Origin of the sequence: Glycomyces mayteni (assembly GCF_042428885.1) — a bacterium.
Classification (GTDB): domain Bacteria; phylum Actinomycetota; class Actinomycetes; order Mycobacteriales; family Micromonosporaceae; genus Glycomyces; species Glycomyces mayteni.
In genome coordinates, this window is record NZ_JBHMBP010000003.1 from 83707 (window position 1) to 97755 (window position 14049).

At 71.0% G+C, this 14049-nt stretch carries 14 protein-coding genes; 2 read left to right on the top strand and 12 right to left on the bottom strand.

The annotated features are described in order from the left end of the window. Nucleotides 1–166: 166 nt before the first annotated feature. The 5 genes from ACFFXY_RS12925 to ACFFXY_RS12945 all read right to left on the bottom strand — a co-directional run bounded on the left by ACFFXY_RS12925 (nt 167) and on the right by ACFFXY_RS12945 (nt 4311). Nucleotides 167–1195 carry a DUF1700 domain-containing protein gene (locus ACFFXY_RS12925; protein WP_382350846.1) on the bottom strand — a complete coding sequence of 343 codons (1029 nt, stop codon included), beginning with the start codon at nt 1193–1195 and terminating at the stop codon, nt 167–169. A 2-nt stretch (nt 1196–1197) separates the two neighbouring features. Continuing rightward, a complete protein-coding gene (locus ACFFXY_RS12930; protein ID WP_106362076.1) occupies nt 1198–1527 on the bottom strand; it encodes a PadR family transcriptional regulator in 330 nt (109 codons plus the stop codon). A 103-nt stretch (nt 1528–1630) separates the two neighbouring features. Then, nucleotides 1631–3097, bottom strand: a complete 1467-nt coding sequence (gene gltX / locus ACFFXY_RS12935; protein WP_382350849.1) for a glutamate--tRNA ligase — start codon at nt 3095–3097, stop codon at nt 1631–1633. After that, entirely contained in the window at nt 3090–3866 is a 777-nt protein-coding gene (locus ACFFXY_RS12940) for a fumarylacetoacetate hydrolase family protein (protein ID WP_382350852.1), read from the bottom strand. Before ACFFXY_RS12940 ends, gltX begins: the two co-directional genes overlap by 8 nt. A gap of 103 nt (nt 3867–3969) precedes the next feature. Beyond that, nucleotides 3970–4311, bottom strand: a complete 342-nt coding sequence (locus tag ACFFXY_RS12945) for a hypothetical protein (protein WP_382350855.1) — start codon at nt 4309–4311, stop codon at nt 3970–3972. A 114-nt stretch (nt 4312–4425) separates the two neighbouring features. On the opposite strand from ACFFXY_RS12945, the gene ACFFXY_RS12950 reads away from it, so the two are divergent. Then, the gene (locus ACFFXY_RS12950) at nt 4426–5568 is read left to right on the top strand and encodes a PQQ-binding-like beta-propeller repeat protein (protein ID WP_382350857.1); all 1143 of its coding nucleotides are present in this window, start codon (nt 4426–4428) and stop codon (nt 5566–5568) included. Between the two features lie 134 nt (nt 5569–5702). Here ACFFXY_RS12950 and cimA read toward each other — a convergent pair whose 3' ends face one another. The 7 genes from cimA to rimO form a co-directional block, all read right to left on the bottom strand. Next, complete coding sequence (gene cimA, locus ACFFXY_RS12955) at nt 5703–7325, bottom strand: citramalate synthase (RefSeq protein WP_382350860.1); 1623 nt, start codon at nt 7323–7325, stop codon at nt 5703–5705. Between the two features lie 285 nt (nt 7326–7610). Continuing rightward, nucleotides 7611–8324, bottom strand: a complete 714-nt coding sequence (locus tag ACFFXY_RS12960) for an RICIN domain-containing protein (RefSeq protein WP_382350863.1) — start codon at nt 8322–8324, stop codon at nt 7611–7613. 41 nt (nt 8325–8365) lie between these two features. Then, nucleotides 8366–9157 carry a phage shock envelope stress response protein PspM gene (gene pspM / locus ACFFXY_RS12965; protein WP_382350866.1) on the bottom strand — a complete coding sequence of 264 codons (792 nt, stop codon included), beginning with the start codon at nt 9155–9157 and terminating at the stop codon, nt 8366–8368. Between the two features lie 9 nt (nt 9158–9166). Next, nucleotides 9167–10015 (bottom strand): PspA/IM30 family protein, encoded by an 849-nt coding sequence (locus ACFFXY_RS12970; RefSeq protein ID WP_106362069.1) that lies wholly within the window; start codon nt 10013–10015, stop codon nt 9167–9169. 166 nt (nt 10016–10181) lie between these two features. Continuing rightward, nucleotides 10182–10595 (bottom strand): helix-turn-helix domain-containing protein, encoded by a 414-nt coding sequence (locus ACFFXY_RS12975; protein WP_382350869.1) that lies wholly within the window; start codon nt 10593–10595, stop codon nt 10182–10184. Nucleotides 10596–10650: 55 nt separating this feature from the next. Next, nucleotides 10651–11232: a CDP-diacylglycerol--glycerol-3-phosphate 3-phosphatidyltransferase gene (pgsA, locus tag ACFFXY_RS12980; RefSeq protein ID WP_382350872.1), complete on the bottom strand. Its 582-nt coding sequence runs from the start codon at nt 11230–11232 to the stop codon at nt 10651–10653. After that, nucleotides 11226–12710 carry a 30S ribosomal protein S12 methylthiotransferase RimO gene (gene rimO, locus ACFFXY_RS12985; RefSeq protein ID WP_382350874.1) on the bottom strand — a complete coding sequence of 495 codons (1485 nt, stop codon included), beginning with the start codon at nt 12708–12710 and terminating at the stop codon, nt 11226–11228. The genes pgsA and rimO overlap by 7 nt, the downstream gene beginning before the upstream one ends. A gap of 223 nt (nt 12711–12933) precedes the next feature. On the opposite strand from rimO, the gene ACFFXY_RS12990 reads away from it, so the two are divergent. Next, nucleotides 12934–14034, top strand: a complete 1101-nt coding sequence (locus tag ACFFXY_RS12990) for a hypothetical protein (RefSeq protein ID WP_382350876.1) — start codon at nt 12934–12936, stop codon at nt 14032–14034. The last annotated feature ends 15 nt before the right edge of the window (nt 14035–14049 follow it).

The window sequence follows — 14049 nt, forward strand, 5'->3', positions numbered from 1 at the left end:
GCCCGAAAGGCCGGGAACCCCGGCCGCTCCGCTCGTCCGAACGGGCCATTGACACCGGCCGGGCCGCTCCCTCTTTCTTCCACTTAGGTCCACCGAGAGCAATGTCACACCAGGCAACGCACCGGCCCCGCCGCGATGCGGACGGGGCCGGTGTGGCGGGTGGGGACTACTCGGTGGTGGGCTCGGCCTCGCTCGGCGTGGCCTCTGCGGTCGTCGGCTCCTCGGTCGTGGCCGGGTCGGTCGGGTCCTCCTCGGAGGCGGACCCGTCGCCGGGCTCGGCGGTCGGCGCCGCGGTGTCGTCCGCGTCGGACGGGTTCTGGAGGGCCTCCTCGGGGGTCGCGCACAGGGGGTACAGGTAGCCGTGCTCGGCGTACGGGTCCGCGTACTGGTCCTCGCTCGACTCGCACAGGTACGGGTCGCCGAGGAGCACCGGGTCCCCGTTCTGGTCGAAGAGGTAGAACCCCTCGATCGGCTCGCCGTTCTCGTCGTAGGCGCGGAGGTCCTCGATCTCCAGGGAGCCGTCGTCGTAGGAGTAGGACGAGGACGGGACGTACCGGTCCGGCAGCCCGCCGGTGTAGATCCATGCGAACTGGTAGGCGGCCAGGACCACCAGGCCCGCGCCGAGCCAGGCGGTCCACAGCTGCGAGGCGCGGCCCCAGCGGGTCGAGGCGGTGCCGATCCGCAGGGAGATCCAGACGCCGAGGAGGACCGCCGCGAGCCCGAAGACCAGGCCCGGGATCGCGCCGAAGATCCAGAAGTCGGTGAAGCCGTACTGCATCGAGGAGATCCAGTAGAGCAGGAGCAGCGCGCCGATCGCGCCGCGCACGGCCCACCAGCCGGGCCTGACCTTCTCGCGGAACTCGGCGAAGTCCCCCATGCCGGCCGAGCGGGTGGCCGCGTCGGCGGTCCTGGCCACGGCGGCGCGGGCCTCCGCGATCCGGTCGCGGCGCGGGGCGGCGGGCTCGGAGTCGCCTTCGACGACGACGGTCTCCCGGAGCTCCGCGGCGTACGCCGCCGGGGCGCCGAGGCGTCCGGCGAGCGTGGCGTCCGGTTCGAGGTCGGCGGCGACCTCGTTCAGGTGGGCTTCGAGGTCGGCGAGCAGGTCCTCGCGGACCGCGGGCGGCAGGTCGGCGAGGTGGCGGCGGACCTCCGCGAGGTAGGTCGCCGCCTCGGTGCCGCGGGGTGAGTCGGTCATCGTCAGCCTTTCTCGGGGGAGTCGAGGAGGGCGCGCATCTTGCCGCTGACGTCCTCCCATGCTTCGCGCATGGCGCGCAGGCGGGTGCGGCCGGTCGCGGTGAGCGCGTAGTACTTCCGGTGCGGTCCGGCGTCGCTGGGCATCACGTAGGTGGACAGGTGTCCGGCCTTGAACAGCCGCCGGAGCGTCCCGTACACCGTGGCGTCCCCGAGCTCCTCGAACCCGGCCTTGCGCAGGCGGTGGAGGATCTCGTAGCCGTAGGCGTCCTCGTCGGCGAGGACGCGCAGCACGATGATGTCGAGCAGTCCTTTGAGCAGTTGCGATCGGTCCACGCATACGACAGTACCATGCATTGCACAGTAGTGCGCTAAGCGGAACCCCAGGGAACGGAACCGGCCCCGCACTGCTGCGCGGGGCCGGTTCTCGTTGCGGTGCTTACAAGGTGGCGCGGGCGGCGCGCAGGCGCGCGAGGCTCACGTCCTTGCCGAGGAGCTCCATGGACTCGTACAGCGGCGGCGAGACGGTCTTGCCGCTGATGGCGACGCGGACCGGGCCGAAGGCCTTGCGGGGCTTGAGGCCCATGCCGTCGACGAGGGCGGCCTTGAGGGCCTCCTCGATGCCCGCGACGGTCCACTCGATGCCGTCGAGCGCGGCGATGGAGGCGTCGAGGACCTGCCCGGCGTCGTCCTTGAAGGTCTTCTTCGCGGAGTCCTCGTCGATGGCGACCTCGGTGCCGCAGAACAGGAAGCGGAGCATCTCCACGGCCTGCGCGAGCGTCGAGCAGCGCTCCTGGACGAGCGGCACGGCCACGTCGAGGACGTGGGCCTCCTCCGGGGTCGGGGCCTCGCCGATGAGCCCGGCGCCGCGCAGGCGCGGCAGGAGCAGGCGGGTGAGCTCCGCGGGGTCGGTCATGCGGAAGTGCTCGGCGCAGATCGCGTCGAACTTCTTCTCGTCGAACCGCGCCGGGTTGGACTTGACGTCGTGGAGGTCGAACGCCGACAGGAACTCCGCGACGGTGAACGTGTCGCGGTCGCCCGAGATGGACCAGCCGAGGGTCGCCACGTAGTTGAGGACGCCCTCGGGCAGGTACCCGGCCTCCTTGTACTGCAGCAGGTTCGAGCGGGGGTCGCGCTTGGACATCTTCTTGCCGCGCTCGTCCACGATGAGCGGCAGGTGCGCGTACTCCGGCTCGGCGTCGGCCAGGCCCAGCTCGATGAGCGCGCGCCACATGACGATCTGGCGGGGCGTCGAGGGCATGAGGTCCTCGCCGCGGGTGACCATGTCGACCTTCATGAGCGCGTCGTCCACCGGGTTGGTGAGCGTGTACAGCGGCGAGCCGTCGCCGCGCGCGATCACGTAGTCGGGGACGGTGCCCGCGGGCGTGCGGACCTCGCCGCGCACCGCGTCCTGGAACACGATGTCCTCGTTCGGCATCCGCATGCGGAACACGGGCTTGCGGCCCTCGGCGCGGAAGGCGGCCTTCTGCTCCTCGGTGAGGTCGCGGTCGAAGTTGTCGTACCCGAGCTTCGGGTCGCGGCCCGCGGCCCGGTGCCGGGCCTCCACTTCCTCGTTGGTGGAGAACGCCTCGTAGGCGTAGCCGCCGTCGAGGAGCCGCTTGATGACGTCGGCGTACACGTCGAGGCGCTGCGACTGCCGGTACGGCGCGTAGGGGCCGCCGATGTCGGGGCCCTCGTCCCAGGTCATGCCGAGCCACGAGAGCGCTTCGAGGAGCTGCTCGTACGACTCCTCGGAGTCGCGGGCGGCGTCGGTGTCCTCGATGCGGAACACGAACGAGCCGCCCTTGGCGCGGGCGTAGCCCCACGAGAACAAGCAGGTGCGCACCAGGCCGACGTGCGGGGTGCCGGTCGGGCTGGGGCAGAAGCGGGTGCGGGTGTTACTCACTGGCGATCACCTTGTTGGTCAGCGTGCCGATGCCGGCGACGGAAACGGAGACGGTCTCGCCGGCCTGGAGCGGCCCGACGCCCGCGGGCGTCCCGGTGAGCACCACGTCCCCGGGCAGCAGGGTCATGATCTGCGAGACGTACGCGATGAGCTGGGGCACGTCGAAGATCATGTCCTTCGTGGAGCCGAGCTGGCGCACCTCGCCGTTGACCTCGCAGCGGACCTCCGCGTCGGCGACCTCGGCGTCGGTCTCGATCCACGGGCCCAGCGGGCAGAACGAGTCGAAGCCCTTGGCGCGCGTGAACTGCACGTCCTGCTTCTGGAGGTCGCGCGCGGTGACGTCGTTGGCGCACGTGTAGCCGTAGATCGCGGACTTCGCCGCCTCGCGGTCGAGGCCGCGCGCGCCGTGCAGGCCGATGACGACCGCGAGCTCGGCCTCGTGCTCGACCTGGTCGGACACGGCCGGGATGCGGATCACCTCGCTGGGGCCGATGACCGAGGTCGAGGGCTTGAGGAAGATCAGCGGCTCCTTGGGGACCTCGTTGCCGAGTTCGGCGGCGTGCTCGGCGTAGTTGCGGCCCACGCACACGACCTTCGACGGGAGGATCGGGGCGAGCAGCCGCACGTCGTCGAGCGCCCAGCGTTGGCCGGTGAGCTTGATCTGCGCGAACGGGTGCCCCTCGATCTCCGCGGCGGTGGCCCCGGGCCCCTCCCCTTCGAGGACTGCGAACGACATGCCGGTGGGGTGAGCGATCCGCGCGATCCGCACAGTCGGCCCCTCTCTAAGACTGGTGTGAAACCTGGCGGGACCAGCTTAGTTCGCGGGGCGTCGCAGGGCGCGCCGCATTAGCGCGCCGGACTCGCCGGTCACGCTAGCGCAGGAGCAGGAAGAGCCCCGCGATGACGACGGTGGCGACGAGCGCGCCCACGACGATGCCCATGCCCATGCGGCGGACGCGGCCGAACATGCCGACGAAGAAGCCCAGGACGCACGTGAGCGGCGCGGCGACCAGCAGCGACAGCGAGGTCGCGCCCAGTCGCACCTTGAGGGTCTCGCCGAGGCCGCCGACGAGCACGAAGCCCAGGGCGAAGGCGAGGACCACGACGATCACGAGGCCCAGGAAGAACCCGGCGCCGAAGCGGCGGCGTCCGTACACGGCCGAGTCCGCGGCGAGAGCTGCCGCGCGGGCGCGATCGGTCTTGTAGGAAGTCACACCTCAACTGTAGTACGGCGGGGCAATCCGGCGGGTCACCGCATTCGGGTGCTCCCTCGTGACGCGCCGTCACGAATCCGACGCGCGGCGCGGTACGCGTGCGAGACTGCCGCAATGCGCCGTCTGATCACCATCTCAGCACTGTTCGCGGCCCTGCTGTTCGTACAGGCCCCCGCCGGGGCGATCGACTCGAACCTGCCGCAGGCGACCGCCTCCTTCAACGACCAGGTCGTCAAGGTCGCCTACAACGGCGACACCGTCTACTCCGGCGGCCTGTTCACCCGGGCCAAGCAGACCGACGGGACCTTCGCGAACCGCACGTACCTGGCCGCGGTGAACTCGCGGACCGGGGCGCTGCTGCCGTTCGCGCCGGTCCTCAACGGCACCGTCCACGAGGTGAAGACCGGCGGCGGGTACCTGTACGTCGCCGGGAAGTTCACCGAGATCGACGGCGTCGCCATCTCCCGCGCCGCCAGGTTCAACCTGTCCACCGGGAAGCTCGACACCGCGTGGCGGCCGAACCCGAGCGCCACGGTCTACTCGATCGAGCCGGTCGGGTCCACCGTGTACCTCGGCGGGACGTTCTCGAAGGTCGGCTCGCTCGCGCAGCCGCGCCTCGCGGCCGTCGACGCCGCGACCGGCGCGCCGGTCACCGCGTTCAAGCCCGTCGTGTCCGAGGGCGGCGTGCGCGACGTCCAGGCCGGGCACGGCCGCCTCTACGTCGCGGGCGTCTTCTCCGAGCTGGGCGGCGACAAGAAGTTCGGGAAGCTCGGCGCGGTCGACCCGGTCACGGGCGCGGTCGACACCGGCTTCCAGGCCAAGGTGTACGTGCTCACCCGCGAGGTCGTCGTCGCCGGGGACCGCGTGTACGCGGCGCTCGACGGGCGCGGCGGCGAGATCCGGGCGTTCACGACCACCGGCGAGACGCTCTGGTACCAGGCCGTGGACGGCGGGATGCAGACCGTCGCGGTGTGGGGCAGCACCGTCATCGGCGGCGGCCACTTCGACGAGGCGTGCAACACCAACCACGCCGGGCCCTTGGGGCAGTGCGTGGACGGCATCAAGGCGCACCGCGGGAAGCTCCTGGCGGTGGACATGGACGGGAACCTGCTGCCGTGGAACCCGGGCGCGAACGGCGTCGTCGGCGCGTGGGACGCCACGGTCCACCCGTCGGGCGCGAACATGACCGTCGGCGGGTCGTTCACGACGTTCGGCGGCGGCACGATGGAGCAGAAGCGCTTCGCGGTCTTCAACTGACGCAAGGCGAGCGATAAGGGGCCCGATCCGCGGATCGGGCCCCTTTTCCTTCGCCCTCCCGCACGATCGGCGCGGGCCGGGCAAGGGGGCGGGTCTCGTGGACCGCCCCCGGTCTTCGTGCCGCTCGTGGCGGTCTAGCGGCGGTTGAGCCCGTAGGCGAGGCCGTCCGCGAGGGCGTTCCAGGACGCCTCGATGAGGTTGGGGGCGACGCCGACCGTGGTCCACTCGGCCTCGCCGTCGCTCATGGAGATGAGGACGCGCGTGACGGCGTCGGTGCCCTTGGACCCGGCGAGGATGCGGACCTTGAAGTCCGAGAGCGTGAGCTCGGCCAGGCGCGGGTGGCGGGCGGCCAGCGCGGAGCGCAGCGCGGCGTCGAGGGCGTTGACCGGGCCGTTGCCCTGGGCGGTGGAGATGACGCGCTCGCCGTCGACGTGGACGCGGACGGTGGCCTCGGCGACGGTGGTGCCGTTCGGGTCGTGGTCGACGATGACGCGGTAGGTGTCGAGGGCGAAGGGCCGGGGCAGGCCGCCTTCGACCTCGTCGCGCACGAGCAGCTCGAAGGACGCGTCGGCGGCCTCGAAGGACCAGCCCTTGGATTCGAGCTCCTTGACGCGCTTGGTGATCCGGTCGAGGGCGGCCTTGTCGCCGGCGAGGTCGATGCCGAGTTCGCGGCCCTTGAGCTCGACGGAGGCGCGCCCGGCCATCTCGGTGACGAGGATGCGCATGTCGTTGCCGACGCGCTCGGGCTCGATGTGGTTGTACAGGGCCGGGTCGGCCTTGATGGCGGAGGCGTGGATGCCCGCCTTGTGGGCGAACGCGGCGTGCCCGGTGTAGGGGGCGTGCTCGTCGGGGGTCATGTTGGCGATCTCGGCGATGGCGTGGGAGACGCGGGTGAGCTTCTCCAGGCCGCCGTCGGGGAGGACCTTGCGGCCGAGCTTGGTCTCCAGGTTCGCGATGACGGTGAAGAGGTTCGCGTTGCCGGGGCGCTCGCCGTAGCCGTTGGCGGTGCCCTGGACGTGCATGGCTCCGGCCTCGACGGCGGCGACGGTGTTGGCGACGGCGCAGCCGGTGTCGTTCTGGGCGTGCATGCCGAGGCGGATGCGCTCGGGGGCGAGCCCGGCGCCGAGGAGGCGGGCGCGCAGGTCGGTGACGGCGGCGGTGATGTCGGAGGGGATGGAGCCGCCGTTGGTGTCGCACAGGACGACCGCTTCGGCGCCGGCGTCGAGGGCGGTCTTGACGACGAGGGTCGCGTAGACCGGGTCGTGGCGGTAGCCGTCGAAGAAGTGCTCGCAGTCGATGAAGACCTGGCGGTCGTGCTCGCGTCCGGTGCGGACGGAGTCGGTGATCATGGCGAGGTTCTCTTCGGGGGTGGTGCGCAGGGCCTGCTCGACGTGGCGCATGTCGGACTTGGCGACGAGGCACAGGACGGGCGCGCGGGAGTCGAGGAGGGCGCCGAAGCCGGGGTCCTCGGCCGCGGTGGAGGCGGCGCGGCGGGTCATGCCGAAGGCGACCAGCTTGGCGTGCTTGAAGTTCAGCTCGTCCGCGGCGCGGGCGAAGAATTCGGTGTCCGAGGGGATCGCGCCGGGCCAGCCGCCCTCGATGTAGTCGACGCCGAGCTCGTCGAGGAGCTCGGCCACCGCGAGCTTGTCGGCGACGGAGTAGCGCAGGCCCTCCATCTGGGCGCCGTCGCGGAGCGTGGTGTCGAAGACGTGGAAGTCCCCGGCGCCGGTGTTGTCAGCGGAGTCTGCTTGCGTCACTTGGTGCTCCAAGTCGTGTATGCCGATGGGTCCTGTGCTGCGCGCTGGACCTGAACGTTCGTTTGCCCTGAACGAAAAAGACCCCCTGCGGGCGCAGGAGGTCTGGCGTTCGGCGATGGCATCTATGGCCTCGCGGAACGCCCGCAGCTAATCATGAGCTGAAAAGTCACGAGACGAAGTATGCCACCGGCGGGCGGACCCGCCCAGCATTTCCCGGATCGTGGGATTCACTGTGTCGATGGCGCTGCGTCGATGCTCTGCGTTGAGTCGCTGCGTCGAAGTGGACTACCAGTCGGACCGCAGGGCCCGGCGGCGCTGCCACCACAGGACGAGCGCGGCGCCCCCGGCGAGGGCGACGGCGCCCGCGCCGATCGCGGCGCCGAGTCCGGCGCCGGTGGTCGGGAGCTGCGGCTGCGCGGCGGGCGGCGTGGTCGACGGGGCCTCGGAGGAGACCTCCTCCGACGGGGACGGGGAGGGCGTCTCGGGCGGGACGGCGGCGAAGAGCCACTCCTGGAAGTGGCGGCTCGGGCTCGCGCCGTCGGCGAGGTCCACGGAGACGACCTCAGCGCCTTCGACGGCGTCGGCGTCGTGGGCCAGGCCCAGGTAGTAGTCGTCGGTGGTGATGAACCGGAAGTCCGAATTGGACGGCACGTCGTCGAAGACGACGGTCCACACGTCGGCGCTGTCGCACTCGGCGAGGAACACCGGGGCGGTCTCGCCGCCGCCGGAAACGTCCGTGGACAGGCACTTGCCGTCGCTCTCGTGGACGATCTGGTACTCGCCGAGGTCCTGGAGGGCCTCGACGGCGCGGAGCGTCCACAGGTCGCCCTCGGCGGTGAGGCGCACCGCGCCGTCCTTCTGGGCGAGCGGGAGGTCCTGGTGGTCCTTGAGGAACATGCGGACCGGGCCCTCGGGGACCGGGTCGGCGGCGTGAGCGGGGACGGCGGGCACGAGGGCGGCCGCCGCCGTAGCAAAGAAAGAGAGAATCAGGGCTTTCACCCAGAAATTACACCAAATTAGACATTCTCATGTTCGCGGCCTCAGGCGCGCTGCTCGCCGATCCGGCCGCGGATCTCGCTCGCCGCGTCCCCCGCGGCGCGCAGCCGGTCGGCCGCGTCGGTGAGGAGATCGAGGGTCTCGTCCGCGCGGTGCGCGGTCAGCTCGTGCTGGAGGCCGATCGACCCGGCCAGGCACTCCCCCGCCGCGGTCACCATGTCCTCGTAGGCGGTCACCCCGGATTCGAGCCGCTCGACCATGCGGTCCAGCCCGTCCTGGAGGCCCGTGCGCTTCATCGACGGCGAGACGGCGAGGGCCTGCTCGACGTCCTTGACGCTGAGCGCGAGCTGGTACAGCTCCTGCCCGGCCCGGCTCGCACCGGCCAGGATCGCCACCGCTTCCTCGTTGCCCTGCAAGCGGTTCGCCATCCGCTCGGCCGCGATCGAGGCCTGCTCCAGGCGCTCGTAGGGCCGCAGGGCGCGGCTGCGCTTGAACTGGTCCCTGATGCGGCCCCGGCGGATCGCCTCGGCGGCCTCGCCGAACAGGCCCTTCGCCTCGCTCGCGAGCTTCGCCGGGCCGTGCAGCTCCAGGGACGCGCGCTCCGACTCGGGCAGGGCCCGCGCCAGGCGCCGGTAGTCGAGCCAGCGGACCACCGCCATCGCGGTGGAGAACCCGGCCACGGTCACCCAGATCCCGTCGGGGGCGCCGAGACCCGCGTACGGGATGAAGAAGGCACTGCCGGCGACGGCGCCGCCGGCAGTGGTGGTCCAGGACTTGGCGGAGGCCAGCCTGGACCGCAGGCGCTTGAACGCGCGCTTGCGGTCCTTGGCGTCCACGGGGGTTCCTTAGCTGTTGGTCTTGTCCGCCTCCGCGGTGCCCTCGTCGAGGGACGCGCGGATGTCGGCGAGCCGGGCGTTCGTGACCGACTCCTTGGACTCGATCTGCGCCTTCTCCTTGCCGCCCGAGAGCTGGTCGCCCTCAAGGGAGGCGCGGATCTGCTCCAGACGGGACGCGCCCGCCATGTCGCGGGTGGCGCGGTTCACTTCGAGGAGGCGGCCCTCGACCGAGTTCGAGGCGAGCTCGGCGCGGCCCATCGCGTTCGAGTACCGGCCCTCGATCTTGTCGCGGATCTCGTCGAAGTTCGGGACGTTCCCGGGAGCGGCCGTCTGCGACATCTGCTCCAGGGACGAGGCGATCGTCTCCTGCATCTTCGCCTGCTCCAGCTGGCCGAGGAGCTTCGTGCGCTCCTGGAGCTTCTGCTGGAGGATCATCTGGTTGTTCTCGACGGCCTTCTTCGCCTGGTCGGCGGCGGTGAGCGCCTGGTCGTGCATCACCTTCATGTCCTCAAGGGACTGCTCGGTGGAGACCAGCTGCCCGGCGAGGATCTCGGCGGTCGACTCGAACTGCTGCGCCTTCGCCTCGTCGCCGTCGGCACGGGCCTTGTCCGCCAGCACCAGCGCCTGGCGCGCCTGCGCCTGGAGCCGCTCCACCTCGGACATCGAGCGGTTCAGCTTCATCTCCAGCTGCCGCTGGTTCCCGATCACCGAGGCGGCCTGCCCCACCAGAGCCTGGTGCTGCTTCTGCGCTTCCTCGATCGCCTGCTGGATCTGGATCTTCGGGTCGGCGTACTCGTCGATCTTCGCACCGAAGAGCGCCATCATGTATTTCCAGCCCTTGACGAACGGATTGGCCATTATCGGGGTCCTTCCGGTGCTCACTTGGCGAAGCTTGCGAGCCATAAGTTTTGCAACTGCAACGCCGACTTGCCTCTAGTGTCGGACATCGGCGCCACTCGTGCGGGACAGGGGTGACGCCTACACGGCAAAACTACATCATCGGGCACGACGTTCCGGTACGCAGTCAGGCGGCCGCGCGGACCACCGAATCGGACACCTCGCCACGGCGGTGCCGGGACCGGACCTGCGAGACCGCGCCGGCCGGACGGCGGCGCCGCGACTCCTCCGCGGCGGCCTGCTCGCGGGTCGGCAGCAGCACCGGGACCTGCCTGGCCTGCGGGTGCTGCGGGGCCTCGTCGCCGCGCTCGTGCGCCGCGACCTCACGGGACACCTCGGCCAGGACCTCCGACAGGCGCACCTGGAGCGCCCCGCACACGGACGCCAGCAGCTCGCTCGACGGCTCCTTGTGGCCGCGCTCGATCTCCGAGAGGTAGCCCAAGCTCACATTCGCCTGCTTCGACACGTCACGCAGCGTCCGCTTCTGGGCGCGGCGGCGACGACGCAGGGTCTCTCCCAGCAGTTCCCTCAACAACACCATAGGGTTCTCCTCCACGCCGCGGTCGCTCATATGAGCCTAAACGGGTCCTGCAAGCCTAGCTCGACCGGTTCGGCTCGCTCTCCCTAGATTTGAATGCTTTCCAGAGGTAATCCATTCCCGTCAGGACCGTGAGGATCAGCGCCGCGTACATCAGCCACAGCCCCACCGCGTCCAGCGGCGACGGCCACGGGAACAGCATCCACGACACCGCCGTGATCTGGAGGACCGTCTTCAGCTTCCCGCCGCGGTCCGCCGCCACCACCGTCCGGTTGCGGATCGCCATGCGCCACAACGTGATCCCCAACTCCCGCGCCAGGATCACCACCGTCACCCACCACGGCAGCGCGTCGTACCAGCTCAGCAGCACCAGCGCCGTCCCGATCAGCGCCTTGTCCGCGATCGGGTCCGCCAGCTTGCCGAAATCGGTCACCAGCCCGCGCGAGCGCGCCAGCCACCCGTCCACGAAGTCCGTCGCCGAGATGAACACGAACAGCAGGCAGGCCGCGACCCGCCACCCCGTGTGCTCCATCCCCGACAGGACCACGAACACGGCGAACACCGGCACCAGGAAGATCCGGGCCACGGTCACCACGTTCGCGATGTTCCACGGCGACACCGGGGGGTCGGCGGTCACCACGCCTCCTCGACGAGCTCCGCCACCAGGTCCACGCCGTGCGAGTCCACGACCTTCGCGGTCACGAAGTCCCCGGGCTCCAGGCCCTCGACCTCGCCGACCAGGGCCACCGTGCCGTCGACCTCCGGCGCCTGATGGGCGCCGCGGCCGTCCACGCCGTCGTCCTCCACGGACTCGACGAGCACGGTCATCGTCTCCCCGACGCGGTCGGCGGCGCGCTGGCTCACCAGCTCGTCGACGAGCATCGCGACGCGGGTGTGGCGGTCCTGGACCTCGTCCTCGGGGACGTGGCCGTCGAGGTCCACGGCCTCGGTGCCGTCCTCGTCGGAGTACGCGAACACGCCCGTGGAGTCGAGGCGGGCCGCTTCGAGGAAGCCCATGAGCTCCTCCACGTCCTCCTCGGTCTCGCCGGGGAAGCCGACGATCACGTTGGTGCGGGCGCCCGCGAGCGGGGAGACCTCGCGGATCTGGTCGAGCAGCGCCAGGAAGTTCTCGGTGGAGCCGAAGCGGCGCATGCGGCGCAGGACCTTCGCCGAGGAGTGCTGGAACGACAGGTCGAAGTACGGGACGACCTTCTCGGTGCGGTGCATCGCCTCGATGAGGCTGGGGCGCAGCTCCGCGGGCTGGAGGTACGACAGGCGGATCCACTCGATCCCGTCGATCGCGGCCATGCCTTCGAGGAGGTGCTCCAGGGCCTGCGTGTCGGGGAGGTCCTTGCCGTAGGAGGTGGTGTTCTCCGAGACGAGGTTGAGCTCCTTGACGCCTTCGGAGGCGAGCCACGCGGCCTCGGCGAGGATCTCCTCGGGCGTGCGGGACACGAACGAGCCGCGGAAGGTCGGGATCGCGCAGAACGTGCAGCGGCGGTCGCACCCGGACGCGAGCTTGAGGTTGGCGACGGGGCCGTCGGTGAGGCGCTTGCGCACGACCGCGAGGTGCTGCGGGGCGCCCGCGGCGAGCGCGGCGCCGTCGGCCTGCGCGGCGCGCGTGTGGCCGGGGACGACCGCGGCGGACCCTTGGCGGGCGGCCGGGGCGAGCGGCAGGAGCTTGCGGCGGTCGCCGGGCTGGTGCGACTCGATCTTGCGTCCCGAGAGGATGTCGTCGAGGCGCGCGGCCATGTCCGGGTAGTGGTCGAAGCCGAGGACGGCGTCGGCCTCCGGGAGGCTCTCGGCGAGCTCGCGGCCGTAGCGCTCGGCCATGCACCCGGTCGCGACGACCTTGGCGCCGGTGTTCGCGGCCTCCAGCAGGACGTCGATGGACTCGGTCTTGGCCTGCTCGATGAACCCGCAGGTGTTGACCATGACCACGTCGGCGTTCTCGCCGTCGTCGCTGATGCTCCAGCCGCCCGCGGCCAGGCGCGCGGCCAGCTCCTCGGAGTCGGTCTCGTTGCGGGCGCAGCCGAGGGTCAGGAGCGCGACGCTCTTGGCGGCGCTGCCCGCCCGGTCGGCGGAGGTCTGGTCGGCGGTCGAATGAGCTGATGACACCAGGAAAGCGTACCCAGGGGCGGCCGGTGAACGCCCGGGGCGGCGGGCAGCGTCACCGTCGTCCGGGGCGTAGAGTGGCCGACCCCACGTCCCGGGCCGTCCGGGGCCGATCACGGACGGTATGCGCCGATTGCACCGCGGACGAAACCGGCCATTCGCGGCCCTCCTGCGCTGGGGCAACATCGGTTCACCGGGCGTCGCACCCATACTTTAGGCTGGTTCCATGTCCCCCAAAGGCATCGCCCCAGCCGACAGGAACCCCGCAAGCAGCGCCGCCCGCAGGGCCGCGCTGACGGTGCTCGCGGCGGCGTCCGCGCTCACCGCCGCCGCGTGCGGCGCGGTGCCCACGGGCACGCTGAACACCCGCGCGGGCTACACCGTCGCCAGCGACGACGTGCCCGTCTCGATCTGCCCGAGCGAGGGCGAGACGCGCTTCGAAGGCGACGAGGGCCTGCTGCTCGGCGCGCACTTCGCGCTCCGCGTCGAGTGCGTGGCCTCGTTCGACGCCGTCCCCGAGGGCTTCCAGCTGGAGTACCTCGTGGGCGAGGCGAACCCCATCACGATGCCGCCGCCGCCCGGGTACGAGTTCACGCTCGTGCAGTTCGCGCCCGAGCCGGGCGTGGAGGCCCCGTACGCGGTGGACGACCTCACGGAGCTGACCGGGAAGCTCGCCATCGGCTCCGAGGAGTGGGATTTCGCGGGCACCTCGCCGGTCCCCGGCGCCGCGTACCTGGCGGTGGTCGAGAAGGACGCGCCGGTGACGCTGGAGATGACCGACTCCGAGCGGACCCAGACCATGGACCTGCGGTCGCGCACCCGCGACGGGCTCGTCCAGGCCCTGTACAACGCGTCCACGGACTCGGTGACCACCGACGTCGTGGAGAACTCCGTCGACGGGTACACCTCGACCGGGTCCTACGAGTACTGGTTCGACGACTGGGTCTACTCCACGGAGTTCACCCTCACGCGTGAGGTGTACCAGCCCGGCGAGGGCTGGGTGGCCGAGAACGACGGCGCGGTCCTGGCCCTCCAGTTCGGGTGGCTCCAGTCCGGCTCGGGCCTGGAGTGGGACATCGACCCGCAGGAGGCCCTCAAGGTCGCGGACGCCAACGGGGCGCTCACGGCGGCCTCGGTGGACCACACCGACGAGGAGTGGGGCGACGGGATCTGGCGCACGTACTTCCTGGAGTACGCCGTCCCCGCCGACAGCCTCGTGTTCACGCTGACGTTCCACCCCGAAGGCCCCGTCGAGTGGCCCGAGGAGGGCATCTCGATGCCGATCACCGGCGACAAGACCCACGAGCTGACCGCGAGCTTCGAGTAGGGGCCCGGCGGGTCC

Excerpts from the sequence above, each read along its gene's own strand:
- ACFFXY_RS12925 (WP_382350846.1), bottom strand. The coding sequence starts at position 1,195 with ATGACCGACTCACCCCGCGGCACCGAGGCGGCGACCTACCTCGCGGAG.
- ACFFXY_RS12950 (WP_382350857.1), top strand. The coding sequence starts at position 4,426 with ATGCGCCGTCTGATCACCATCTCAGCACTGTTCGCGGCCCTGCTGTTC.
- ACFFXY_RS12970 (WP_106362069.1), bottom strand. The coding sequence starts at position 10,015 with ATGGCCAATCCGTTCGTCAAGGGCTGGAAATACATGATGGCGCTCTTC.
- ACFFXY_RS12975 (WP_382350869.1), bottom strand. The coding sequence starts at position 10,595 with ATGGTGTTGTTGAGGGAACTGCTGGGAGAGACCCTGCGTCGTCGCCGC.
- ACFFXY_RS12990 (WP_382350876.1), top strand. The coding sequence starts at position 12,934 with ATGTCCCCCAAAGGCATCGCCCCAGCCGACAGGAACCCCGCAAGCAGC.